23 protein-coding genes are annotated in these 25442 nt (G+C 65.1%); 19 read left to right on the top strand and 4 right to left on the bottom strand.

The features are described from left to right. The first annotated feature begins 69 nt into the window (after window positions 1-69). The 7 genes from J7E83_RS00590 to J7E83_RS00560 are packed head-to-tail and all read left to right on the top strand — an operon-like array spanning window position 70 to window position 8105. Complete coding sequence (locus tag J7E83_RS00590) at window positions 70-1677, top strand: carboxyl transferase domain-containing protein (protein WP_214958483.1); 1608 nt, start codon at window positions 70-72, stop codon at window positions 1675-1677. Between the two features lie 7 nt (window positions 1678-1684). Continuing rightward, window positions 1685-3913 carry a biotin carboxylase N-terminal domain-containing protein gene (locus tag J7E83_RS00585; protein ID WP_214958482.1) on the top strand — a complete coding sequence of 743 codons (2229 nt, stop codon included), beginning with the start codon at window positions 1685-1687 and terminating at the stop codon, window positions 3911-3913. A 2-nt stretch (window positions 3914-3915) separates the two neighbouring features. Next, a complete protein-coding gene (locus tag J7E83_RS00580; protein WP_214958481.1) occupies window positions 3916-5079 on the top strand; it encodes an acyl-CoA dehydrogenase family protein in 1164 nt (387 codons plus the stop codon). Window positions 5080-5099: 20 nt separating this feature from the next. After that, complete coding sequence (locus J7E83_RS00575; protein WP_214958480.1) at window positions 5100-5927, top strand: CoA transferase subunit A; 828 nt, start codon at window positions 5100-5102, stop codon at window positions 5925-5927. 2 nt (window positions 5928-5929) lie between these two features. Then, on the top strand, window positions 5930-6691 hold the full coding sequence (locus tag J7E83_RS00570; RefSeq protein WP_251043263.1) for a CoA transferase subunit B: 762 nt from the start codon (window positions 5930-5932) through the stop codon (window positions 6689-6691). After that, window positions 6688-7269 (top strand): MaoC family dehydratase, encoded by a 582-nt coding sequence (locus tag J7E83_RS00565; RefSeq protein WP_214958479.1) that lies wholly within the window; start codon window positions 6688-6690, stop codon window positions 7267-7269. The genes J7E83_RS00570 and J7E83_RS00565 overlap by 4 nt, the downstream gene beginning before the upstream one ends. After that, a complete protein-coding gene (locus J7E83_RS00560) occupies window positions 7266-8105 on the top strand; it encodes a CoA ester lyase (RefSeq protein ID WP_214958478.1) in 840 nt (279 codons plus the stop codon). The genes J7E83_RS00565 and J7E83_RS00560 overlap by 4 nt, the downstream gene beginning before the upstream one ends. A 4-nt stretch (window positions 8106-8109) precedes the next feature. On the opposite strand, the gene J7E83_RS00555 is transcribed toward J7E83_RS00560, so the two are convergent. After that, a complete protein-coding gene (locus J7E83_RS00555) occupies window positions 8110-9588 on the bottom strand; it encodes a lipase maturation factor family protein (RefSeq protein WP_214958477.1) in 1479 nt (492 codons plus the stop codon). Between the two features lie 57 nt (window positions 9589-9645). On the opposite strand from J7E83_RS00555, the gene dxr reads away from it, so the two are divergent. From dxr to J7E83_RS00515, 8 genes are all read left to right on the top strand, one after another. After that, window positions 9646-10830, top strand: a complete 1185-nt coding sequence (gene dxr / locus J7E83_RS00550) for a 1-deoxy-D-xylulose-5-phosphate reductoisomerase (RefSeq protein ID WP_214958476.1) — start codon at window positions 9646-9648, stop codon at window positions 10828-10830. An 18-nt stretch (window positions 10831-10848) separates the two neighbouring features. After that, window positions 10849-12180 carry an RIP metalloprotease gene (locus J7E83_RS00545; protein WP_214958475.1) on the top strand — a complete coding sequence of 444 codons (1332 nt, stop codon included), beginning with the start codon at window positions 10849-10851 and terminating at the stop codon, window positions 12178-12180. Window positions 12181-12292: 112 nt separating this feature from the next. Continuing rightward, the gene (locus tag J7E83_RS00540; protein WP_214958474.1) at window positions 12293-12997 is read left to right on the top strand and encodes a MarR family transcriptional regulator; all 705 of its coding nucleotides are present in this window, start codon (window positions 12293-12295) and stop codon (window positions 12995-12997) included. Further along, a complete protein-coding gene (locus J7E83_RS00535) occupies window positions 12994-13521 on the top strand; it encodes a hypothetical protein (RefSeq protein ID WP_214958473.1) in 528 nt (175 codons plus the stop codon). The genes J7E83_RS00540 and J7E83_RS00535 overlap by 4 nt, the downstream gene beginning before the upstream one ends. A gap of 79 nt (window positions 13522-13600) precedes the next feature. Beyond that, window positions 13601-13894, top strand: a complete 294-nt coding sequence (locus J7E83_RS00530) for a YciI family protein (RefSeq protein ID WP_214958472.1) — start codon at window positions 13601-13603, stop codon at window positions 13892-13894. 49 nt (window positions 13895-13943) lie between these two features. Further along, entirely contained in the window at window positions 13944-15110 is a 1167-nt protein-coding gene (gene ispG / locus J7E83_RS00525) for a flavodoxin-dependent (E)-4-hydroxy-3-methylbut-2-enyl-diphosphate synthase (protein WP_078105708.1), read from the top strand. Further along, complete coding sequence (locus tag J7E83_RS00520) at window positions 15073-15963, top strand: GNAT family N-acetyltransferase (protein ID WP_214958791.1); 891 nt, start codon at window positions 15073-15075, stop codon at window positions 15961-15963. The genes ispG and J7E83_RS00520 overlap by 38 nt, the downstream gene beginning before the upstream one ends. 284 nt (window positions 15964-16247) lie before the next feature. Continuing rightward, window positions 16248-16760 carry a hypothetical protein gene (locus J7E83_RS00515; RefSeq protein WP_214958471.1) on the top strand — a complete coding sequence of 171 codons (513 nt, stop codon included), beginning with the start codon at window positions 16248-16250 and terminating at the stop codon, window positions 16758-16760. Here the strand turns inward: J7E83_RS00515 and J7E83_RS00510 are convergent. The 3 genes from J7E83_RS00510 to J7E83_RS00500 are packed head-to-tail and all read right to left on the bottom strand — an operon-like array spanning window position 16753 to window position 19039. Beyond that, a complete protein-coding gene (locus J7E83_RS00510) occupies window positions 16753-17433 on the bottom strand; it encodes a TetR family transcriptional regulator (RefSeq protein ID WP_214958470.1) in 681 nt (226 codons plus the stop codon). The two genes, J7E83_RS00515 and J7E83_RS00510, sit on opposite strands and share 8 nt — an antisense overlap. Further along, the gene (locus J7E83_RS00505; RefSeq protein ID WP_214958790.1) at window positions 17430-18173 is read right to left on the bottom strand and encodes an ABC transporter permease; all 744 of its coding nucleotides are present in this window, start codon (window positions 18171-18173) and stop codon (window positions 17430-17432) included. The genes J7E83_RS00510 and J7E83_RS00505 overlap by 4 nt, the downstream gene beginning before the upstream one ends. Before the next feature lie 8 nt (window positions 18174-18181). Further along, window positions 18182-19039 (bottom strand): ABC transporter ATP-binding protein, encoded by an 858-nt coding sequence (locus J7E83_RS00500; RefSeq protein ID WP_214958469.1) that lies wholly within the window; start codon window positions 19037-19039, stop codon window positions 18182-18184. Between the two features lie 376 nt (window positions 19040-19415). Here J7E83_RS00500 and J7E83_RS00495 point away from each other — a divergent pair, with 376 nt between their 5' ends. The 4 genes from J7E83_RS00495 (at window position 19416) to J7E83_RS00480 (ending at window position 25440) form a co-directional block, all read left to right on the top strand. Then, complete coding sequence (locus J7E83_RS00495) at window positions 19416-21227, top strand: proline--tRNA ligase (RefSeq protein ID WP_214958468.1); 1812 nt, start codon at window positions 19416-19418, stop codon at window positions 21225-21227. A gap of 21 nt (window positions 21228-21248) precedes the next feature. Further along, window positions 21249-22043 (top strand): TSUP family transporter, encoded by a 795-nt coding sequence (locus J7E83_RS00490; RefSeq protein ID WP_214958467.1) that lies wholly within the window; start codon window positions 21249-21251, stop codon window positions 22041-22043. Window positions 22044-22122: 79 nt separating this feature from the next. Continuing rightward, the gene (locus J7E83_RS00485) at window positions 22123-23970 is read left to right on the top strand and encodes a glycoside hydrolase family 15 protein (protein WP_214958466.1); all 1848 of its coding nucleotides are present in this window, start codon (window positions 22123-22125) and stop codon (window positions 23968-23970) included. 72 nt (window positions 23971-24042) lie between these two features. Beyond that, complete coding sequence (locus J7E83_RS00480; protein ID WP_214958465.1) at window positions 24043-25440, top strand: pyridoxal-dependent decarboxylase; 1398 nt, start codon at window positions 24043-24045, stop codon at window positions 25438-25440. Window positions 25441-25442: the final 2 nt, after the last annotated feature.

Genomic DNA, 25442 nt, shown 5'->3' with positions numbered 1-25442 from the left:
TCTCAGTTACTGCACACTAACCGAGTTGGCCGTTACGGCTTTTGAATGGAACAGGAACGGACCCAGTCCATGGAGACACTCGTCAGCCGGCTTGACGCATCCAGCGGCTCCTTCGCAGTGAACCGGGCAGAACAGCTGGTGCTCGCCGAAGAACTGCGGGACAAGTTGGCCCAAGCCGCGTTGGGCGGGCCGGAAAAGTCGCGTGAGCGCCATGTAGCCAGGGGCAAGCTGTTGCCGCGGGAGCGCATCGACCGGTTGCTGGATGATGGCAGCCCGTTCCTCGAGATCGCGCCCCTGGCCGCGAACGGGATGTATAACGATGATTCCCCGGGTGCAGGCGTGATCGCGGGTATCGGTCTGGTGCATGGCCGGCAGGTGCTGGTCATTTCCAACGACGCAACGGTCAAAGGCGGTACCTATTATCCGATGACGGTGAAGAAGCACCTCCGCGCCCAGGAAATTGCCCTCGAGAACCGGCTTCCCTGTATCTACCTGGTGGATTCCGGAGGTGCATTCCTGCCGAAGCAGGATGAAGTGTTTCCGGATAAGGAGCACTTCGGCCGGATCTTCTATAACCAGGCGAGGCTGTCCGCTGCGAAGATCCCGCAGATTGCTTCGGTGATGGGTTCCTGCACGGCAGGTGGGGCGTACGTTCCCGCCATGAGTGACGAGACAGTCATTGTCCGGAACCAGGGGACCATCTTCCTGGGCGGCCCGCCGCTGGTGAAGGCAGCCATCGGGGAGATTGTCACCGCTGAGGAGCTGGGCGGCGGGGAAGTGCATTCGAGGATTTCCGGGGTCACGGACCACTTGGCGGAAAACGACGAGCACGCGCTGCAGATTGTCCGCGACATTGTGGCCACCCTGCCCCGCCCGGCCGCTCCCGCCTGGGAGGTGGACACCGCCGTCGAACCTCTGGCCGATCCGGAGGAGCTGTATGGTGCCGTCCCGACGGACGTCAATGCCCAGTACGACGTCCACGAGGTCATTGCGCGGCTGGTGGACGGCAGCAGGTTCCACGAGTTCAAGAGGGAGTACGGCGCCACCCTCGTCACGGGCTTCGCCAGGCTGCATGGGCACCCGGTGGGGATCGTGGCGAACAACGGTGTGCTTTTCAGCGAGTCCTCGCTCAAGGGCGCGCACTTCATCGAGCTGTGTGACCAGCGCGGCATTCCGCTGGTCTTCCTGCAGAACATCTCGGGGTTCATGGTGGGTAAGGACTCCGAGCAGGGCGGGATCGCGAAGAACGGAGCCAAGATGGTCACGGCTGTGGCCACGGCCCGGGTACCCAAGCTGACGGTAGTGATTGGCGGATCGTTCGGGGCGGGCAACTACTCGATGTGCGGCCGGGCCTACTCGCCGCGGTTCCTGTGGATGTGGCCTGCGTCCCGGATCTCGGTGATGGGCGGGAACCAGGCTTCCAGCGTGCTGGCCACGGTGAAGCGGGATCAGTACCAGGCTGCGGGGCAGGACTGGTCCGCCGCTGACGAGGAAGCGTTCAAGGCCCCCATCAAGCAGCAATACGAGGACCAGGGCAGCCCGTACTACTCCACCGCCCGGCTGTGGGATGACGGCGTGATCGACCCCGCGGATACCCGCACTGTTCTGGGGCTGGCACTCGACGTCGTCTCCCGCACCCCATTGCCGGAGACCTCCTTCGGCCTCTTTAGGATGTGAGGCCGAGATGACGAGTACTTCCATACCACAGCAGAAGCCCCAGAGCCCCGAGCCGCTGTTCCATACCGTGCTCGTGGCCAACCGCGGCGAGATCGCCTGCCGCGTGATCCGGACCCTGCGCGCCCTGGGCATTCGTTCGGTCGCCGTGTACAGCGAGGCCGACGCCGGCGCGCGCCACGTGCGCGAAGCGGACAGCGCCGTGCTGATCGGCCCGGCCGCCGCGTCCGAGAGCTACCTCAAGATCGAGGCCATTCTCCAGGCCTGCCGTGACAGCGGCGCCGAGGCTGTCCACCCCGGCTACGGCTTCCTGAGTGAGAATGTGGACTTTGCCCGGGCCCTGGAGAAAGCCGGCATCACGTTCATCGGCCCCGGCGTTGACTCCCTGAATATCATGGGGGACAAGATCCGGTCCAAGAATCACGTGGCAGGTTACGGCGTTCCCGTCGTCCCGGGAATCGCACAGCCGGGACTGACTGATGCCCAGCTGGTTAAGGCCGCGGCCCGAGTCGGCTTTCCCTTGCTCATCAAGCCCTCCGCGGGCGGCGGCGGCAAGGGCATGCACGCCGTCGAACGGTCCGAGGAACTGGAAGCCACCCTGGCCACGGCCCGGCGCGTCGCGGCGAGTGCGTTCGGCGACGACACCCTGTTCCTGGAAAGGCTTGTGTCCACGCCCCGGCACATCGAGGTGCAGGTCCTGGCCGACAACCATGGCAACGTCATCTTTCTTGGCGAGCGTGAATGCTCCCTGCAGCGCCGGCACCAAAAGGTCATCGAGGAGGCGCCATCTCCGCTGCTGGAATCACTTCCCGACGGTGCCGCGGTCCGGGCGAGGATCGGAGAAGCCGCCTGTCAGGCCGCCCGCAGTGTCAACTACAGTGGGGCCGGGACCGTGGAGTTCCTGGTCTCCGACGACGCCCCGGACGAGTTCTTCTTCATGGAGATGAACACCCGCCTGCAGGTGGAACACCCCGTCACCGAAATGGTTACCGGCGTCGATCTGGTCGAATGGCAGGTGCGCATCGCCGCTGGCGAGGTGCTCACCGTCCGCCAGTCCGACGTCGAACTCAACGGCCACGCCGTCGAAGCCCGCGTCTACGCCGAGGTCCCGGAACGGAACTTCCTGCCAGCAGGCGGCGAAGTGGTGCTCTTGGATGAGAGGGGCACGATCTTCACCGCCATGGACGATTTTGATGCCTCCACACCGGCGTCGGAGGACCCGGCCATCCGGATCGATTCCTCACTGCTCCAGGGACTCGAGATTTCCAGCGATTACGATCCCATGGTCTCCAAGGTCATTGCCTGGGGCCGGGACCGGAGAGCGGCGCTGGACAAGCTGGACGAGGCCCTTGCGCGGTATACGGTGCTCGGCATCGACACGAACGTCGAATACCTGCGCCTGCTGATCAACGACCATGACGTCCGGGCCGGCAGGCTCGACACCGGACTGATCGAGCGCAGGATGCCCCACTTCAGCTTCCGCCACGTTGGTGATGCCGAGCTCATCGCCGCGGCCATGCAGTTCTGGGTCTTGGCCGAGGCGCCGTCCACAGTGGGGTCCCCCTGGAACACCATCCATGGCTGGCGTGTGGGCGCACCCGCCCCCTGGACGATGAGCTTCGGCGTCCCAGACGACACGATCTCCACCGTTGCAGTTACCTGGCTGAACAACAGGGACCTTGGGCACGCCAGGGTGAGGGTCGACGCCGGACCCGAGCATGTGGTGAAGGTGATCGGGCTCTCGGATGACAACGCATTTGTGGAGATCGACGGCGAGGAAGTGCGGTTCGCCCTGGGCTCATCCTGGGCGGACTACCCGCCGGAGGGCCATCCACAGACCGTCTACCTGGGCAACGGAGGCTGGTCCTGCCGGCTTGAGGTGCTCACCCGTGAATCACGGCTGGCCCGTGTGCTGGCAGCCATCGAAGGCGAGGAGGGAACCGCGGACCCGGCGGTGCGCTCGCCGATGCCCGGAACCGTGGTGTCCGTCGCGGTAGGCGACGGCGACACCGTGGCAGCCGGACAGGTACTGCTCTCCGTGGAGGCCATGAAGATGGAACACCAGCTGTTGGCGCCGCTGGAGGGCACCGTGCACATCAGCATCAGGTCCGGCGACCTCGTGAAGGCTGACCAAGTGGTGGCCACCATCCAGAAACCAACCAACGATCCAACCAACGAACCAACGAACACTTCAACCAACACTGGCAACACTTCAACCAGCACTGGCAAGGGAGCCTAGACATGCCGGATTTTGACCTCAGCGAGGAATACCAGGACCTCAGCGATACTGTCCGGGACTTCGCGGACAACGTCGTGGCACCGGTCTCCACGCGGCACGACGAGGAGCACAGCTTCCCCTACGAGGTGGTCTCCCACATGGCCGACATGGGGCTCTTTGGACTGCCGTTCCCGGAGGAGTACGGCGGAATGGGCGGTGACTACTTCGCCCTGGCGCTCGCCCTGGAGCAGTTGGGCCGGGTGGACCAGTCCGTGGCCATCACCTTGGAGGCAGGCGTGTCCCTCGGTGCCATGCCCGTCTACCGCTTCGGCACTGACGCCCAGAAAAAGGAGTGGCTGCCGCTGCTGGCCTCGGGCGAGGCTCTGGCCGGCTTCGGCCTCACCGAGCCGGAGGCGGGCTCTGACGCCGGCGGCACCAAGACGCACGCCCGGCGTGAGGCGGGGAACTGGGTGATCAATGGCAACAAGGAATTCATCACCAACTCCGGGACGGACATCACCCGCCTGGTCACCGTCACCGCCGTCACCGGCCAAAAGGAGCGCAAGGACGGGAGCATCAAGAAGGAGATCTCCACCATCCTGGTGCCCACCAACACCCCTGGGTTCAAGGCGGAGAAGGCCTATAACAAGGTGGGCTGGAACGCCTCCGACACGCATCCGCTGACCCTGAACAATGTCCGCGTCCCTGAAGAGAACCTGCTCGGCGAAGAAGGCCGCGGCTACGCCAACTTCCTCTCCATCCTGGATGAGGGCCGGATCGCCATCGCAGCCTTGGCCACAGGAGCCGCACAGGGCTGCGTGGACCTGTCCGTGAAGTATGCGAAGGAACGCAGCGCCTTCGGGCACCACATCGGCAAGTACCAGGCCATTTCCTTCAAGATTGCCCGGATGGAAGCCCGGGCCCACACCGCCCGCCTGGCCTACTACGACGCCGCGGCGAGGATGCTGGCAGGCAAGCCGTTCAAGACCCAGGCGGCCATCGCTAAGATGGTCGCAGGCGAGGCAGCCATGGACAACGCGCGGGACGCCACCCAGGTGTTCGGCGGCTATGGCTTCATCAACGAATTCACCGTGGCACGCCACTACCGCGACTCCAAAATCCTTGAAGTGGGGGAGGGCACCACGGAGGTCCAGCTGATGCTGATCGCCCGCGAACTGGGACTGTAGCCGGCCTGAAAGGATCACTGATGATTAACAAGGTTGTTGCCAGCGCAGAGGAAGCTATCGCGGACATTCCCGACGGCGCATCCCTGGCTGTCGGCGGGTTCGGCCTCTGCGGGATTCCGATAGGCCTGATCGACGCCCTGCACCGCCGCGGCACCAAGGACCTGGAAACCGTGAGCAACAACTGCGGCGTGGACGACTGGGGACTGGGCGTCCTGCTGCGTGACGGCCGGATCCGGCGCACCGTCAGCTCCTACGTGGGCGAAAACAAGGAGTTCGCCCGCCAGTATCTTTCCGGTGAACTGGAGGTGGTTCTGACGCCGCAGGGAACGCTGGCCGAGAAACTGCGTGCGGGCGGGGCCGGGATCCCGGCGTTCTATACAAAGGCGGGCGTGGGCACGCAGGTGTCCGACGGCGGCCTTCCGCAGAAGTACGACGCTTACGGCGGCATCGCCATAGCCTCCGCGCCCAAGGAAGTACGCACCTTCAACGGGGTTGACTACGTCCTGGAGGAGTCACTGACGCCGGACTTCGGCCTGGTCCATGCCTGGAAGGGCGACCGCCACGGCAACCTGGTCTTCCATGCCACGGCCATGAACTTCAACCCGCTCTGCGCCATGGCAGGCAGGATCACCATCGCCGAGGTGGAGGAACTGGTGGAACCTGGGGAACTCGATCCGGAGCATGTGCACACGCCCGGCATCTTCGTCCAGCGCGTGGTACTTGCAGGGCAGAGCGAGAAACGCATTGAAAAGCGGACGGTGTCCCTCGCGGCGCCGTCAGCATCCGCTGGGCTTGCAAAGGCAACAGCACCGGCAACAGAAACAACAGCAGATCAGGCAGGAGCCTAGCCATGGACCCGAACAGCCCCCAGGCTCCCAGGCCGGAAGGCGTCCGGCCTGAATACCGCCGGGCCGCCGTCGCGCACCCGTCGACCACCCTTCCTGGCAGCAAAGGCTGGACCCGCAACGAACTGGCGGCAAGGGTGGCCCAGGAACTCAGCAACGGACAGTACGTGAACCTGGGCATCGGCATGCCCACCCTGATCCCCAACTACATTCCGGCGGGTGTGGAAGTGGTGCTTCATTCGGAGAACGGTATCCTCGGCGTCGGGCCCTATCCGGGCGAGGACGAGGTGGATCCCGACCTGATCAACGCGGGCAAGGAAACCGTCACCGTCAACAAAGGCGCCGCCTTCTTCGACTCCGCGTCATCATTCGGCATGATCCGCGGCGGGCATGTCGATGTGGCAGTGCTCGGTGCCATGGAGGTCGCTGCCAACGGGGACCTGGCCAACTGGATGATCCCGGGAAAGATGGTCAAGGGCATGGGCGGGGCCATGGACCTGGTCTTCGGAGCAAAGAAGGTGATCGTGATGATGGAACACGTGGACCGCAACGGCAATCCCAAGATCGTGCAGCAGTGCACGCTGCCCCTGACGGGCAAGGCCTGCGTGGACCGGATCATCACCGACCTTGCCGTGATCGACGTCGTCCCTGATGGAGGGGCTTCCAGGCTGGTCCTCCGTGAGCTGGCGCCGAATGTTTCCGCTGAGGATGTGGCGGCAGCAACCGGCGCTGAGCTGTTCGAAGAAGACCGGGAAATGACCGTATGACGGATAATCCACCGCCGCCCCGCGTCATTGAACAGCGCGGCCTGTACTTCGAGGAACTCGAAGAAGGAGTGGTCTATGCCCATCGGCCGGGCCGGACAGTGACGGAAGCGGACAACGTCCTGTTTACCACCCTGACCATGAACACGCAGGCGCTGCACCTCGACGCGGCCTGGAGCGCCGGGCAACCGTTCGGCCAGCGACTGGTGAACTCGATGTTCACCCTGGCCACCGTGGTCGGCCAGTCCGTTTCCCAGCTGACCCAGGGCACCATCGTCGCCCAGCTCGGCCTGACGGACGTCTCCTTTCCGCATCCGCTGTACCACGGGGACACTCTCTACACAGAGACCGTGGTTACCCGGAAGCGACTTTCGGGTTCACGGCCAGGCCAGGGCGTCGTGACCATGGCGCACACCGGCCGGAATCAGGACGGCATTGTGGTGGCCCTGGCCAGCCGGAGTTGCCTGATGTGGACACGCGAGGCCCACGTCGGCCTGGAGGGGGACAGTAGCAAGGAGAGCCAACAGGAGAGCCGGCAGGGGCGCCGGCAGGGGCGTGAAAAGGGGACAATGTCCCTATGACCTTCCTGATGGGACCTGCCCTGCTGTTCTGCCCTGCCGACAGGCCGGAGCGCTACCAGAAGGCCGCTGAACGCGCGGACGCCGTCATCCTGGATCTCGAGGACGCGGTGGCCCCGGCGGACAAGCAACGGGCCCGGGGCGCCATCCTGGCGCAGCTCGGCGCCGCCGGCGATACTCCGGAGCTGGATCCCAGCCGCACCATCGTCCGGATCAACCCGGCAGGAACGGAAGAATTTGAGAAGGACCTCCACTGCCTCGCGCACACACCCTACAAGACAGTGATGCTGGCCAAGGCCGAGAGCGCGGAACAGCTGAAGCCACTTGAGGGCTACCACGTGATTGCCCTGTGCGAGACAGCCGCTGGAGTCCTCAATGCCCCGGCCATCGCCGCCGCCCCCAACGTCGTGGCGCTGATGTGGGGCGCGGAGGACCTGCTTGCTTCCCTGGGCGGGACGTCCAGCAGGAAGGACGACGGCGGCTACCGGGCTGTCGCGCTCCACGCCAGGTCCTCGGTGCTTCTGGCCGCGCGCGCCTTCGGGAAGGAGGCGGTCGACGCGGTGTACGTCAATATCCCGGACGTCGCCGGCCTTTCCGTGGAAGCCGGCGACGCTGTGGCCTCAGGGTTCAGCTCCAAGGCCTGCATCCACCCCACCCAGGCCAATGTTGTCCGGAGTGCCTACGAACCTTCCGAGGCCGACGTCGCCGCCGCCACCGCACTGCTGCAGGCCGCCGCAACAGCCGGGACAGGAGTCTTCCAGTACAACGGCAGAATGATCGACGGGCCCATTCTCAAGCATGCCGAGGCCACTCTGCGCAGGGCCGGAGCCCGAACCTAGCCCGTCACTCGTCCATGCTGCGCCCCCGTGCCCGGGGGAGGGACAGCGGCGGGATGGCCTCATAGAGGGGCGTCCGGACCCAACGTTGACCCGTTTCGCGGAACTCGGCCCGCGTGGCGAAGCGGTACAGGTAGCTGCGGGCGCGCACCCAGCGGGGCCGGCCGCCGTCGAACGGGTCCTGCCGCAGCAGGCGCAGGACCTGCCGGTCCGCTTCGAGCAGCTTCGTGAGGAAGGCGTAAAACCATTCCTCGTGCACAGTGCGCAGCGGCAGGAACCACATCAACCAGTCCAGCCGCAGGTGGTAGGGGGCCCATTGCCGCGGCACACGGCGCACGTCACCGGGCTTTCCTTTGAAGCCATACTCGCGCCAGTCCGCGGAGGCCTCCGGATTCTCATCCAGGGTGCCCTCCACAACGATCTCTACCCGCTGCTTGGTGACCGTGCCGAACGCCCCATAGGTGTTGACCAGTTGCCACCGGTTGAAGCTTGCATTCATGAGTTGGCGCCTGGAGAACAGGTTGCGCACCGGCCAGTAGCTCAGCACCACCAGCAGGAGCGTCGCAGCCAGCGTGATGGCCAGCCACCACAGCGGAGAGACCCGGCTGCCGGGAGTGACCTCGGGATGCCAGTCCACCGGCAGGACCGGAAGCACGGCGTGGGCCACCCGGTCGCTGACCCCCGAGAAAGCCAGCACGATGGCGATCCAGTTGAGCCACGCGAAATTTCCGCTGGCCACGAGCCACAACTGGGTGAAGATGATGATTCCCGCGGCGGCGCTGGCGACTGGCTGTGGGGCGAAGAGGAAGAAGGGCACCACCAGCTGCGCAACATGGTTTCCCAGCACTTCCATTCGATGGAAGGGGCGGGGCAGGAGATGCGCCTGCCGGCTCAACGGCCCCGGCATCGGCTGGGTCTCATGGTGGTAATACAGGGCGGTGAGGTCGCGCCATTCCCGGCCGCCGCGGATCTTGATCATGCCCGCGCCAAACTCCAGCCGGAACACCAGCCAAGCCACCAGGATCAGGATGGTGCGCGGCGGATCCGTCTGGTCCGACCCGAGGAAAGCAACCATGAAGCCTGCTTCGAGGAGCAGCATCTCCCAGCCGAAGCCGTAGAAGGTCTGGCCCACATTCACGATTGACATGTACAGCAGCCACAGCGAGAGGAAGGCAATCAGAGGCAGCCATGGCGGCCCCAGCTGCGGAAGACCGGCCACCAGCAGCGCCGAGATGGCCAGTCCGGTTGCGCAGACCGCGCGCAGCAGACGGTCCGAATAGCGCCAGCGGAAAAGAGTGGGCCGCCGGTGTGTGCCGAATCCCTCCAGATAATCGGGAACGGGAAGGAGTCCTCGTTCCCCGAGGAGTGCCGGAAACTGGTTGACCGAGGAAAGGAAGGCAACGAAGTAGAGTGCCGCGACGCCGCGCTGCAGCACCTGCCGGGCGAACTCGTAATCCGGCGCATCCAACCAGGAAAGCCAGTCCACGCTTCCACGTTACGCCCGCCGCGTTTCGGGTCAAGGCCGTTGCGGGATACTTAAGCAATGCAGCCACGCAGAATCGTCCTCCTCGGATCCACCGGTTCCATCGGCACCCAGGCCATTGACGTCGTCGACGGCGCCCCGCACCTTTTTGAGGTGGTGGCCCTCAGCGCCGGCGGAGGAAACCTGGAACTGCTGGCACACCAGGCCGTCCATACGGGCGCCGGGGCCGTGGGCATTGCATCGGGCGATCCACGGCGGCTCCAGGACCTGATCGCCGATGCTGCGAGGGCCGCCGGCAGGCCGGAGTTCAAGCCGGAAATCATCGCAGGTCCTGAGGCGTCGGCCCGCATCGCCGGAGTGGAGGCGGATGTGGTGCTCAACGGCATTACGGGCTCTATCGGCCTTGCCCCAACGCTCGCGGCCCTGAAATCGGGTGCCACACTGGCGCTGGCAAACAAGGAATCCCTGATTGTTGGCGGCGCCCTGGTGAAAGCCGCGGCCAGGGAAGGCCAGATCGTGCCGGTGGACTCCGAACACTCCGCTATTGCCCAATGCCTGCGGTCGGGCTCCGCCCCGGAGGTTGAGAAGCTGATCCTCACCGCATCCGGTGGCCCCTTCCGTGGCCGGACCAGGGAAGAGCTCCATGACGTCTCACCCCGCGAGGCGCTGGCGCACCCCACGTGGGACATGGGCCTGATGGTCACCACCAACTCAGCCACGCTGGTCAACAAGGGCCTGGAGCTGATCGAAGCGCATCTTCTGTTCGACGTCCCGCTGGACCGGATCGACGTCGTGGTCCACCCGCAGTCTGTGGTCCATTCCATGGTCCAGTTCGTGGACGGCTCCATCATTGCGCAGGCGTCTCCGCCTGACATGCGGCTCCCGATAGCATTGGGACTGGGCTGGCCGGACAGGGTCCCCAACGCTGCATCGCCCTGTGACTGGACGAAGGCCACCAGCTGGACGTTTGAGCCGTTGGATGCCGCCGCCTTCCCAGCAGTGGACCTCGCCAGGGACGCCGCCAAGCAGGGGAGCACGTTCCCGGCGGTGTTCAACGCCGCGAACGAGGAAGCGGTGACTGCCTTCCATGATGGCCGCATCCGCTTCACCGACATCGTGGATACCATCGACTCTGTCCTCAGCGAACATTCAGGATCCTCCGTGCTGACGCTGGAGTCCGTGCTGAATGCTGAAAGCTGGGCACGTGCCCGCGCCCACGAACGTTTAGCAGTCAGTAGTCTCTAGGAAGCAGCAGAACCACCCATGAGTCCCGTTCTCCTTTTTGTCCTCGGTGTCGTTTTCGTGGCGATCGGCATCGCCGTGTCCATCGCGCTGCACGAAGTGGGGCACCTGGTTCCAGCCAAGCTCTTCAACGTGCGCGTCACAAAGTACATGATCGGCTTCGGCCCCACACTTTGGTCGAAACGCAAGGGTGAGACCGAGTACGGGGTCAAGGCCATTCCGCTCGGCGGCTACGTCTCCATGGTCGGCATGTACCCGCCCAACAAGGAAGACGGAACGGTGCGTCCCTCCAGCACCGGCATGTTCCAGACCCTGGCCACGGAAGCCAGGTCCCTGGCCCACGAGGAGGTGGGACCGGGCGACGGGAACCGCGTCTTCTACCGCCTGCCCGTTTGGAAGAAAGTCATTGTGATGCTGGGCGGCCCGGCCATGAACCTGCTGATCGGCGTGGTGCTCACCGCTGTCCTCCTGATGGGCTTTGGCGTCGCCACGGCAACCAGGACCATCTCCGACGTCTCCAAATGCCAGGTGGCCGCGGGCCAGACCGTTGATCCCGATTCGCCGGACTGCAACCTGACTCCGGCCGCGGCGGCAGGGCTCAAGCCCAACGACGTGGTCACCTCCTTTGACGGCAAAGCCGTGACGGCCTGGGACCAGCTGACGGAGTGGATCCGCGCCTCGGCCGGTAAGGAGGTCAGCATCACTGTTGAACGCGGCGGCGCACCCGTCACCACAACTATCACGCCGGTGTTGTCCGCCCGGCCGGTTATCGGAGCTGACGGCCGCCAGGCAAAGGACGACGCCGGCAACCTCCAGTACCAGGACGTCGGCTTCCTGGGCATCGGCGCGCAGACGGCACTGGTGCCCCAGCCGGCGTCGTCCGTCCTGCCCGTGGCGGGGGAAAACATCAGCCAGGTAGCAGGGGTTGTCTTCAACCTCCCCGCCCGCGTGGTGGGAGTGGCGAAGGCTGCCTTCAGCGAGGAGCCACGTGATCCCAACGGCCCGATCAGCGTGGTGGGCGTGGGCCGCGTAGCCGGTGAAGTTGCCGCGATGGAACAAGTACCGCTGCAGTCCAGGCTCGCCGCTCTGGTGGGGCTGCTTGCCGGGCTTAATTTCGCGTTGGCTGTCTTCAACCTCATCCCTCTGCTTCCGCTCGACGGCGGCCATGTCGCCGGCGCCCTTTACGAAGGTGCCCGGCGGCGCGTGGCCAAGCTGTTCGGCAGGCCTGATCCGGGCGCTTTCGATATTGCCAAGCTGCTCCCGGTGACCTATGTGGTGGCCGCCCTGCTGATGGGGATGAGCGCGCTGTTGATATACGCCGACATCGTGAAGCCCGTGAACCTGTTCGGTTAAGGCGGGAGAATCCTCGGTGGCTGATACCTCAATATCATCTGCTTTCGGCTGATTATTTCCTATCAGCCAAATACGATTGATTATCTGATATCAGCCGCGTACGGTTTATGTCATGTACGTCATGACTATCGACCAGCGCGGAAGCCGCACGGACGTGGACCGGGTCCCCGAACTCGTCTCGCAACTGCGCAGACTCACCTCGGCCGTCTTTGAACGCTCCGTCGGCGACGAAATCCAGGGCGTGGTGGGAGATCCCGACGAGGTAGTGGATATCGCCCTCCATGCATTGCGTGCCGGGCATTGGTATGTGGGAATCGGTATCGGCAGCGTACGGCTTGCCGCCGCCGCCGCGCCACGCGAGGGAACCGGAAGCGGCTTCGTCGCGGCCCGGAAGGCAGTTGACGAGGCCAAGAGTGCGGCGGGCCACGTCCCATTGTCAGTGGTCTCCGGCAGTATCGGCCGTGGAATGGATATACCCCACGACGCCAAGGAAGGAGCCAGGAGCTGCGCCAACGCCGAAGCTGTGCTCCGCCTGATCGGGCGGCTCGTCCTGGAACGGACCGACGCCCAATGGAAGGTTGTTGACCAGCTACGCAGCATCCAGCGGAGCGGCGGTAAGCACGGCAGTCAGAAGCAAGTGGCCAAGGAACTGGGAATAACGGAACAATCGGTGAGCCGTGCCCTGCTGAGGTCCGGCTGGCAGGAAGAATGGGCTGCCAGGCCAGCAGCGGCGATGCTCCTGGATTATGCGCACTCCCAAATCGTTCCATCCGCGAGCGTCGAGGCGGCTGGAACACCTAAAGAAGGAGACCGGTGAACGCACTCTGGATTACGGGGGCCCTCCTGGTGGCCGGACTTCTGGGCTGGCCCGTGACCGCCCTCGTGTTCAAGCTGGCCAGGACAATTGACGACAAAGCCGACGCCGCCACCTCAGGCGACGATTCTGCACGGAAAGCTGCGGAGGATCCGTCGGCCGATGTCACGGTGGACGCCGTCCCCACCGGGGTTGGAGCGGGCGCCGCCCAGATGATCGATGGCGAGCTGACGGCCGAAGCCGGCCAGACGCCGTCGTCCGGACCAGGCCAGCCTGCTGATCCAGGCCAGCGGATCCTTCGCGGCGGGGCGATCATCGGCGTCCTGGAGCGGCTGGCTGTCTGCCTTGCCATCCTCGCCGGACAGCCGGTGGCTATCGCGTACGTTGTGGCCATCAAGGGCCTGGGCAGGTTCGCGGAGCTGAAGGAAACTCCGGTGGCGGCCGAACGGTTCATTATCGGGACGCTTACTTCCATGCTGTGGGCAGCAGGTATCGCGGCCACGGTGAAAGTGCTGTTTCTTGGCTGAGCGCCAGTTGGCGAGTGGTTCCCGGTTCCGGCTGCTCTTCGGATGGGAAGGAAGGCAGCCAGGGCGATAGGGTAGCGGTATGACTGTTTTTGCCGTTGAGTACGTTTACGCCGCCGATTCCGCACCCGCCCGCGATGAGCACCGCCCCGCACACCGCGCCTGGCTTTCCGGGCTTGCCGATGATGGCCGGCTGCTGACCAGCGGACCGTATGGTGATGGAGCAGGGGCCCTACTGATCTTCAAGGCCCAGGACGAGTCTGAGCTGAACGAACTGCTCAAGCAGGATCCCTTCGCCCTCGCCGGGACCATCGCGGGTATCCGCACCACCGAGTGGACACCCGTGATCGGCATTCTCGCCGCGCACGCGTCCTGATCCCGGGTCTCTTCCTTCACAGATCCACCTTCCAACTCTAGGAGTCCACGTGACCTCGGTCAGCCTGGGAATGCCGTCAGCACCGCCGCCCGTCCTTGCCCCCCGCCGCAAGACGCGCCAGATCAAGGTCGGTTCGGTGGGAGTGGGCTCGGACTCGCCCATCAGTGTGCAGTCCATGACCACCACGCCCACCACGGACATCAACGCCACCCTGCAGCAGATCGCCGAACTCACGGCCTCCGGCTGCGACATCGTGCGGGTCGCCTGCCCGTCAGCTGATGATGCCGAGGCGCTGCCCATCATTGCCCGCAAGTCCCAGATCCCGGTCATCGCGGACATCCACTTCCAGCCCAAGTACGTGTTTGCGGCCATTGAGGCAGGTTGCGCCGCGGTGCGGGTCAACCCCGGCAACATCCGCAAATTCGATGACCAGGTCAAGGAAATCGCCAAGGCCGCCAAGGACCATGGCACGTCCATCCGCATCGGCGTGAATGCGGGCTCCCTCGAGCCGGGCATCTTGAAGAAGTATGGCAAGGCCACTCCTGAGGCACTCGTGGAATCGGCCGTATGGGAGGCTTCCCTGTTCGAGGAGCATGGATTCCACGACTTCAAGATCTCCGTCAAACACAACGACCCCGTCATCATGGTGGCCGCCTACGAAATGCTGGCAGAAAAGGGTGACTGGCCCCTGCACCTCGGCGTTACCGAGGCCGGCCCGGCATTTCAGGGAACCATCAAATCGGCCACCGCCTTCGGAGCCCTGCTCTCGCGCGGCATCGGGGACACCATCCGGGTTTCCCTCTCCGCCCCGCCAGTGGAGGAGATCAAGGTCGGCAACCAGATCCTGCAGTCGCTCAACCTGCGCCCGCGCAAGCTGGAAATTGTCTCCTGCCCGTCATGCGGACGGGCCCAGGTGGACGTCTACACCCTGGCCGAACAGGTCACTGCAGGCCTCGAGGGTATGGAAATCCCGCTCCGTGTGGCTGTTATGGGCTGCGTGGTCAACGGACCCGGCGAAGCCCGCGAAGCCGATCTTGGAGTCGCATCAGGCAACGGCAAGGGCCAGATCTTTGTGAAGGGCGAAGTCATTAAGACTGTGCCTGAGAGCCAGATTGTTGAGACACTGATCGAAGAGGCCATGCGTATCGCTGAAGAGATGGGGGAGGCCGATGGCGAAGATGCTGTCAAGGGTAGCCCCGTGGTTAGCGTCTCATAAGGAAGGCCCCGCTTCCGCAGGGGTGCTGGTCAGGACCCTGGGCGGGGCGGACACGCCCGCTCTCCGGTGCCTTGCCCTGCAGGATCCGGTAGCCAACGTCTTTATCCTGGCGCACCTCCGCGCGGCCGGTACCGCCGGTCCCACCAGCGGCGGCGCCAGCGTGTTGGGTGTGTTCGACGACGGCATCCTGGTGGGGGCGTGCTGGACAGGAGCCAACCTGGTTCCGATCCAGCTGGACCCTTCCTATGCCGGTCCCGTTGCCGCGGCTGCGAACAGTGCGGGCCGCCGCTATGCCTCCGCCTTTGGTCCCGCGGAGCCTGTCCTTGCCCTGCATGCCGAACTGGAGGAGCTTGGCCACGCGGCCCACGAAGTGCGGTCTGAACAGCCACTGATGACCATCGCCGGGCCCCCGTCAGTGGAACCGAACCAGGATCTGACACTTGGCCGGCTGGCCGATTTTGACCGCATCCTCCCCGCCTGCGCCGCCATGTTCGAAGAGGAAGTGGGCTATTCGCCTTTCCTTGGCGGCAGGGAGTTCTACAGCCGCCGGGTGGAGGGGCTGATCAGGCAAGGGCATTCGCTGGTGCACCTCAATTCGGCCGGGGAAGTGGTGTTCAAGGCCGAGCTGGGAGCAGTGACGGCCGAGGTGACTCAAATCCAGGGAGTGTGGATGAACCCCCTCTACCGGGGGCAGGGCCTGAGCGCGGGCTACATGGCTGCAGTAGTGGAACAGGCCAGGAAGATCGCACCAGTCACGAGCCTCTACGTCAACGGCTTCAATTCGCGTGCCAGGGCCTCGTACCAGCGAGTCGGATTCTGTGAAGTGGGTACCTTCGCTACAGTTCTCTTTTAGGGGACAGACTGCTGTCCCCACTAAACCCAGGGGAACACTTGAATAAGGTCATGGCGCGCGCCATCGGAATCTCTGCTCTGTTGATGACCGGCCTCACGGGCTGCGCCGGCGCTCCCACAGACAATGGGGCCCAACACCCGGCTAACGAAACATCTGCCGCCTCCACGCCTTCGCCCAGCCAAACGCCTTCGCCGAGCGTGACTCCAGCAAAGTCCTATACAAGCGATGAACTGGGCGCTCTGGTAGGTCAGCTGAAGGACGCAAAGGGAGTCAAACTCTCAGTGATGTCCAGCGCCGACTTGACCGGATCCCTGGACCAGACCAAAGCCCTTCTCTCCTCCATGTCCGTGGAACCGGCGGAGTGCCAGGAAATGGCCATCTCCGGCACTGCACCATCCGTTGCCGGCGCTACAGTTGCGGTGGGGACCAGCATGGACGCAGCCGAGGGAGCGACCACAACCGTGTCCATGGCTTCCGGGCTGGACCCCGCATTCCTGGCGAAGGGGATGGCCCAAGCGGGCGAGATATCCAAGTGCGCGAACATGTCAATTACGGCGGCAGGAAAAAAACTCGACGTGGCGCTCACCACGATTGACGGACTCAGCTCGGTCCCCGGGACATTGGCCTACCGGACTGACACCACCCTGCCCGATGGCCGGAAGCAGTCAATCATCACGGCGCAGGCTGTCGTCCACAGTGTGCTGATTAGCGTTATTTCGATGGGTGGAGCGACCGAAGAAGCCGCAATCTCACGGGCCGGGGCGATGTTGGATCAGGCGGGGGCCCAGATCAAGTAGCTGACAGCCCTATCACTTTTAGCTCGCCCGTCAGATAGTGCTGGACGTTGGGTGCAATGAGGGCCACCACGTCCTCGGGTGGGGCCGACGCCAGGGGTTCGAGCCTGACCACGTAGCGGACCAGCATCAGGCCTACCATCTGCGTTGCCACGAGGTTTGCTCGGGTGGCCACTTCCTCCGGCGCTCCCGGGACTCCGGCCATGATTCGGCTGAGGACGGTCCGGGTCACCATTTCCCGCAGCAGCAGGGTCTTTGCCTTCGAGCCGATGGCGCCCCGGAGAAACGCCTCGAGGCTGTGCTGTGCGGGGCTCTCCCAGAGATGGAGCACCGCCCACACGATCGCCTCGGCACGATGCCCGGGATCATGGCGGTCAACGCCCTCAAGGACCTGGGCCGGGTCCGCCGGCAGGGCCACGCTTCGGGCGAACAGTTCGTCCTTGCCCTTGAAGAAGTGGTGGATCATGGCAGGGTCCACCCCGGCTTCGCGGGCTACCTGCCGGAGTGTGGTGCCGTCGAAGCCGCGCTCCGCGAACAACCGGCGTGCCGTATCCAGGATCTGGGCCCGGGTTTCCGTGGTCCCGCCCCGGCGGCCCCTCCGGCCGGATGCCGTCCGCTGGCCCGGGGCGCTGGTTGCTCCCTTGCCGGCGTGCCCGACACGCTGGGTTCCGGTCATGCAGTCCGCCGGCGCAGGGTGAGGGAAGCGAGCACCAGCACGCCCAGGACGATGACCAGCATGACGACGGCATCCTGCCACAGCTGGCCGGTGGCGTCCGCGTTGGCCGCAATCTCCTGCAGTGCATCCACCGAGAACGTGAGCGGCAGGACGTTCGAGACGGCTTCCAGGACCTCGTTCATCCTGTCGCGGGCAACAAAGAGCCCGCAGAGTAGTATCTGCGGCACCACCACCACCGGCATGAACTGCACGGCCTGGAACTCCGTCCGGGCAAAGGCCGAACAGAACAGGCCCAACGCGACGCCCAGGACCGCGTTAATCACAGCAATCAGGACCACCAGCCAGGGGCTTCCTTTGATATCCAGGCCGAAAATCCAGTAGGCAACGGCCGTGGCAACCAGTGACTGCAGGGCGGCCATGATGGAAAACGCCAGCCCGTAGCCGAAGAGCAGATCGGCCTTGTGGATGGGGGTAGTCAGCAGCCGCTCCAAGGTCCCGGAGGTCCGCTCGCGAAGCATGGTGATGGACGTGACCAGGAACATCACGACAAACGGGAAGATGGCCAGCATCATCAGGCCCACACGGTCGAACGTCCGGGGTACGCCCGGTGGCAGCGTCTCGTTCTCGAAGAGAAAGTAAACGGCCGTCAGCAGAAGGGCCGGCACCACCAGGATCAGCGCCACACTGCGGTGGTCGTGCCGCAGCTGGTCCAGGACCCGCCTGGTTGTAGCCAGCATCATCAGCAGGTTCATGACCGCACTGTGCTTTCCGGGGTTTGATGGCTTTCAGGAGTCGAATGGCTTTCGGGAACCTGGCCCGCCTGAGGAGGTACCGTTCCCGGGGACCCTGCACTGCCGTCTTCCGCGTTCTGGATGATGAGCAGGAAAGCCCTTTCGAGGTCTGCGCTGTGCCCGCGCTGGCTCAGCTCCTGGGGCGTCAGCTGGGCCAGCAGCAGGCCCTCCCTCAGCAGCAGGAGCGATCCGCAGTGGCTTGCCTCCTCCATGACATGGCTGGAAACCAGCAGCGTGGTGCCGGACTCGGCCATCGACCGAAAACGCTCCCAAAGGTCAGCCCGGAGCACTGGGTCAAGGCCCACGGTGGGCTCGTCCAGTACCAGGAGTGTGGGGTGCGCAACCAGTGCACAGGCCAGTGACACACGGCTAAGCTGTCCGCCGGACAGATCGGCGGTTTTTTGCCTCGCCTGCGCTTCAAGTCCGACGGCGGCAATCGCCTCGGCCACCTCGGCCCGGCCCTTGCTGTGCATGGCGCCGAAATACCTGACGTTGGCTTCCACCGTCAGGTCGGGGTACACGCTGGGTGATTGGGTGACGTATCCCACCTGGTGCCGGAGAGTGGGATGTCCCGCGGGGAGACCCAGGACTTCAACGGAGCCGGAGGACAACCGCTGGACTCCCACGATGGCCCGCATCAGGGTGGTTTTGCCGCTGCCGGAGGGCCCCAGCAGTCCGGTGATCCGGCCCGTGGGGATGGAAAAGTCCAGCCCCCGCAGGACAGGGACCTTGCCCCTGGTCACACGGAGGCCCCTTGTCACCACGGCTGCCTTGCTCCCCGGGATGGTACTGGTTGCAGCTGCTGCGTGGGACATGGATGCCTCCATCGGGGGAACCCGGTTTTAATTCACCAGGTGATGAATTAAAGCTATGCCTCGTGACTTCAGCCGTCAATAACCCTTCGATTGGAAAAAACCCTTGTCAAGGCGGCGGTGATCGCATAGGTTCGACCTAATGCGCTGGAGTGGCGTGGGCGGTCTCACCAGTCCTCACCAGAAACAAAGGCGTCAATGGCCGTGGAGCCACGCCCGGAAGCGATGACCAGCCCGATGGGGGCCAGGGGCTTTGCATCCCGGGCGTGGCTCTATTGCTCCGCATGGGATACGTGCGCTTGCCGGTAGATTAGTACCCAGACGATTTGCCCGGCTCTGCTTTCCCAAGCAGCACTTCCCCAGAAACGGATACCGACCAGTGGTCCTAAGACTGTCCCAGCTTTTCCTGCGCACCCTGCGTGAAGATCCCGTCGACGCAGAGGTCGCCAGCCACCGGCTCCTGGTCCGCGCCGGTTACATCCGCCGTGCGGCACCTGGCATCTACACCTGGCTGCCGCTGGGGCTCAGTGTCCTGCGGAAAGTCGAGGCCGTCATCCGTGAGGAGATGGCCGCCATCGGCGCCCAGGAAGTCCACTTCCCGGCTCTGCTGCCGCGGGAGCCGTATGAGGTCACCAACCGCTGGACCGAGTACGGCGAAGGCCTCTTCCGCCTGCAGGACCGCAAGGGCGCCGATTACCTGCTGGCCCCCACGCACGAGGAAATGTTCACCCTCCTGGTCAAGGACCTGTACTCCTCGTACAAGGACCTGCCGCTGAGCCTCTACCAGATCCAGAACAAGTATCGCGATGAGGCGCGTCCCCGCGCCGGCCTCCTCCGCGGCCGCGAGTTCATCATGAAGGACTCCTACTCCTTCGACGTGGACGATGCCGGACTGGACGCCAGCTACGCCGCGCACCGCGGCGCCTACCTCAGGATCTTTGAGCGCCTGGGCCTGGAAGTGATTCCGGTGGCCGCAACGGCTGGTGCCATGGGCGGCTCCAAGAGCGAGGAGTTCCTGCACCCCACTGAGATCGGCGAGGACACGTTCGTGCGCTCAGCCGGGGGTTACGCCGCCAATGTCGAGGCAGTGACCACGGTGGTTCCTGCTGAGATCGACTTCACCGGGGCTGCGCCCGCCGAGGTCCTGGACACCCCTGATACCCCCACCATTGAAACGCTCGTGGCGGCTGCCAACCAGCTTGCTCCCCGCGCAGAGGCCGACGGCGGCGCCTGGACTGCCGCTGACACGCTCAAGAACGTGGTGCTCGCGGTCACCCTGCCCACCGGTGAGCGCCAGATCGTGGTGATCGGTGTCCCCGGAGACCGCGGAGTGGACCTCAAGCGGGTGGAGGCCAACATCGGCTCCTTCCTGCCCATCGCCGGAGAGATCGGACTGGAAGCGGCCAACGAGGACGACCTCAAGAAGCACCCCCTCATCGTCAAGGGCTACCTTGGCCCGGGCCTGGCGCTGGATGAACCCTTGCTGGGCAGCGAAGGCTCAACCAAGCTGCTGTACCTCGTGGACCCCCGCGTGGTCAGCGGCACCGCCTGGGTTACGGGTGCCAACGAAACAGGCAAGCATGTCTTTGGCCTCGTGGCCGGACGGGACTTCAGCTGGGACGGCGTCATCGAATGCACCGAAGTTCGTGAAGGGGACCCCGCACCGGACGGCTCCGGACCGCTGGAGACCGCCCGTGGGATCGAAATGGGCCACATTTTCCAGTTGGGCCGCAAGTACGCCGAAGCCCTTGAGCTGAAGGTCCTCGACCAGAACGGCAAGCAGGTAGTGGTCACCATGGGTTCCTACGGTGTGGGCGTCACCCGGGCCGTCGCGGCCCTGGCTGAGTCGAACCACGACGAGAAGGGCCTGACCTGGCCCCGCGCCGTCGCCCCGGCCGATGTCCATATCGTGGCGGTCGGCCGCGGCGAGGAGATCTTCGCCGCCGCCGAGCAGCTGGCATCGGAGCTTGAAGCAGCAGGCCTGGACGTCATTTATGACGACCGTCCGAAGGTTTCCCCCGGCGTGAAGTTCGGCGACGCCGAGCTGGTCGGCGTCCCCACCATCCTCGCCGTCGGCCGGGGACTCGTGGACGGCGTGGTGGAGATTAAGGACCGCCGCACCGGAGTCGCCGAAAACGTGGCAGTGGACAAGGCCGTTGACTATGTGGTCAACGCCGTCCACAGCAGCTGACGCCCGACGTGCTGTAAGCAGGTGGTTTCGGGATTTGAGTCGATCCAGCTCACTACGATCATCCTGATTGTGGTGGCTGGGTTCGCTGCAGGCTGGGTGGACGCAGTGGTGGGCGGGGGCGGACTGCTCCAGCTGCCCGCCCTGCTGCTGGTGCCTGGCATCACGCCTGTCCAGGCCCTCGCCACCAACAAGATGGGCTCCATTTTCGGCACTACCACCAGTGCCGTCACCTACTACCGGCGCGTTCGGCCGGACCTCCGGACTGCCCTGCCGATGGCGGTGATCGCGCTGGCCGGCAGCTTCGGGGGCGCCGTCTTGGCGGCTTCGCTTCCGTCCAGTGTCTTCAAGCCCATCATCGTGGCCGCGCTGGTCGCCGTCGCGCTTTTCACTGCCCTCAAGCCTGACGTCGGGGACATCACGGTGCTGCGCCACGACGGCCGTACCCACTATCTGGTGGCCTGCCTGATCGGGGCAGTGATCGGCTTTTACGACGGGCTGATCGGTCCGGGCACGGGTTCCTTCCTGATCATTGCCCTGGTGTCGGCCATGGGATACGCCTTCCTGGAGGCCAGCGCCAAAGCCAAGATCGTGAACATGGCCACGAACGCCGGTGCCCTGCTGTTCTTCCTGCCGCACGGCTCCCTGTTGTGGGGTGTCGGCCTGGTGCTGGGCCTGGCCAACATGGCGGGCGGCTACCTCGGCGCACGGACCGCCGTGAAGCAGGGGAGCCGCTTCATCAGGGTTGTTTTCCTGCTCGTGGTGGGTGCCCTGATCATCAAGCTCGGCTATGACGTCTGGCAGGACAACTTCGCCTAGTGTCCTACGCGTATCCGACGTCCACGACGCCATTTAAGACGCACTGGACCGTCTTGAATGAATCAGGCAGGGTGTACCCATGACCAGCGAGCCCATCGCCAACTACGGCGTTCTCTCTGATTGCCGCTCCGCCGCGCTAGTGAGCGCCTCGGGTTCGGTGGACTGGCTGTGTTTCCCCCGTTTTGACAGCCCCTCGGTGTTCGGACGGATCCTGGGCGACGACGCAGGCTACTGGTCGATCCGGCCTGCGGCCCCACATTCCTCGACCCGCCGGTACCTCGGGCCGACGATGGTGCTCGAGACGGTCCACACCACAGCCGCCGGAACCGTGACAGTCACCGATGCCCTGGTCCTGGGTGAAGGGAGCCGGGGCCACGAACTCGGGGCGGGGGCTCCCGGAACATTGCTGCGGCATGTTGCCTGCACCGACGGCGAAGTCGAGATGGAGGTGACGTTCGCGCCGCGGCCGGAATACGGCCTGGTCCGGCCACTCCTTGAGGACACGGCCACCGGAATCTTCGTCCACGGCGGGGCCGACGTGATGGCCTTTTCCACCCCGGTCCCCTTCGACTTCGAGGGTGGCCAAGCGCAGGCGAAGCCGGTCCTCCGTACCGGTGACGTTCTGGGATTCGCCCTTCACCACCGGAACGCCGGGCCAGTACCGCCGCCGTTCTGGAGCCAGGAGGAGATCGCCCGCCGGCTGGAGGACACGCTGGAGGGCTGGGACAGTTGGTCGCAGCTGCATCAGAGCTACGACGGACCCTGGCAGGACCTCGTCGCTTCCAGCGGCAGGATTCTGCAGGCACTGACGTTCTATCCGACCGGCGCGATCGTCGCGGCCCCGACAACGTCCCTGCCCGAAGTCGTCGGCGGCACCCGGAACTGGGACTACCGGTACACCTGGATCCGGGACGCCAGCATGACCCTGCAGGCGTTGTGGGTGGCTGCGTGTCCGGACGAAGCCGGGAAGTTTTTCCAGTTCCTCGCGTCGGCAGCCGCCGGCCGGCTGAGCAACGGCGACGATCTGCAGATCATGTACGGCATCGGTGGCGAACGGGACCTGTCCGAACGCGAACTGGCCCATCTTCCGGGCTGGTGCGACAGCGCCCCGGTGCGGGTGGGCAACGGCGCCTGGGACCAGCGCCAGCTCGACGTCTACGGCGAACTCCTCGACGCCGCCGCGGCCCTCCCTGAGTACCTCAACGATCTGGAGCCCGGGACGCGGCATTTCCTTGCCGATGCGGCCGACGCTGCAGCATCGCGTTGGCAGTCCACGGATCAGGGCATCTGGGAGGTTCGCGGCGCACCCAGGCACTACCTTCATTCAAAGCTGATGTGCTGGGTGGCCGTTGACCGGGCCATCAGCCTCGCCGGGATTCTGAACGCGGAAGAGCGGGTTCCGTACTGGATACAGACCCGGGCGCAGCTGGCTGGCTCCATCCTCTTGAACGGCTGGAACGAGACAGCCCACGCCTACACCCAGGCCTACGGCTCAGAGGACCTCGACGCATCGGCGCTGATGCTCTCCATCGTGGGGTTCGTGGCCGCCGACGATCCCAAGATGCTGGCAACGATCGACGCCATCGAAGACCGGCTCACCGATAGCCGGGGTCTGGTGTACCGGTATCAGGCCGACGACGGGCTCACCGGGAAGGAAGGAACGTTCCTCCTGTGCACCTTCTGGTTGGCCCATGCCCTGGCCCTGGCCGGTCAGAACCGGCGCGCCCGGACCGTTTTCGAACGGGCCGCGGGATTCGCCACCGATCTGGGCCTGCTGGCCGAAGAGGTTGCCCCGGACAGCAGCGAGCTGCTCGGAAATTTCCCACAGGCTTTCAGCCATATCGGCCTCGTCAACGCAGCCTGGGCCATCCGCACGGCTGAGGACAAAGACGCGCCCGCTGCCGCCAGGGACGAGGGAACCCCGTGACGGGTTCCGTTCCGGGCAGACGGTCCTGGGCGAGGCCTCGTGCCTGGTCCGGCGCAGGCGTAGCATGCTGGTATGTCCGCAGGCGCTGAACCGTATTCGGCAGCATTGTCCGCTGCGGCCCGCCACGCCAGTGACTGGCTGGGGAGCCTGCCCGGCCGGCACGTCGGCCCCGGAGTGACAGCCCATGATCTGGCCGCTGACTTCGGCGGTCCCCTCCCGGAAGCGGGGATGCCCGCCGCCGACGTCGTGGACTACCTCGCACTCAAGGCAGAGCCTGGACTGATGGCCATGCCTTCCGGCCGGTTCTTCGGCTGGGTGATCGGCGGCACCCTTCCCGCGGCCCTGGCGGCGGACTGGCTGGTCAGCGCCTGGGACCAGAACTCAGGGCTGCGCTACGCCACACCTGCCATGGCTGCCATCGAGGAAGCCGCCGGCCACTGGCTGCTGCAGCTCCTGGGGCTGCCGGAGGAGGCTGACGTCGGCTTTACCACCGGCGCAACCATGGCCAACTTCACCGGGCTGGCCGCCGCACGATGGCGGCTGATGACTGATGCAGGCTGGGATCTTGACCGGGACGGACTGTCAGGAGCACCACGGATCAGGTGCTTTGCGGGGCAGGAACGCCACGAGACCATCGACCTGGGGCTGCGCTACCTCGGCCTGGGCGCGCCCACTGCGGTGCCCGCTGATGCCCAGGGGAGGCTGCTTCCCATCGAGTTGGACAGGCTGCTCTCAGAGGGTGCTGGGCCCGCCCTTGTCTGCCTCCAGGCCGGGAACCTGCATTCAGGAGCCTTCGACCCGTTCGACGACGCAATCCGGGTAGCCCGGCGCCATGGCGCCTGGGTCCACATCGACGGAGCCTTCGGCCTGTGGGCGGCGGCCGTCCCGGAATTGGCCTACCTCACTGAAGGCATGGTCGCGGCTGACTCGTGGGGCACCGATGCCCATAAGACCCTCAACGTTCCGTACGACTGCGGCATCGCAGTGGTTAACGATTCCCTTGCGCTGCGCAGTGCCATGGGACTGACCACCAGCTACCTGGTCCAGGACGCAGAAGGCCCTGGCGATCCGTTCCAGAAAGTGCCGGAGCTCTCCCGGCGCGGCCGCGGTGTTCCGGTGTGGGCCGCTCTCCGGTCACTGGGCCGGGAGGGCGTGGCAGCGCAGGTCAGCGGGCTGGCCGAAGCAGCTTCCTCGATCGCCGAGCGACTGGACCGGGTGGACGGCATCGAGGTCCTGAACGCTGTGGACTACACCCAGGTTTCGCTCGCTTTCGGAGACGATGCCACCACCCGGGCCGTGACAGCCAAGGTCATCCAGGACGGCAAGGTCTGGATGTCAGGGTCACACTGGCAGGGCCGCGATGTGCTGCGCGTGTCAGTCAGCAACTGGAGCACTGACACTGACGACGTCGGCACCGCGGTGGACGCAGTCAGTTCCGCTTTTGCGGCCATCCGGGCCGAATCGGGCTGACC

The sequence above is a fragment of the Arthrobacter sp. ISL-48 genome, assembly GCF_018613805.1.
In the GTDB taxonomy this organism is placed as follows: Bacteria; Actinomycetota; Actinomycetes; order Actinomycetales; family Micrococcaceae; genus Arthrobacter.
The sequence above is the reverse complement of the archived record's forward strand: the minus strand, read 5'-3'. Positions and strand labels throughout refer to the sequence as shown.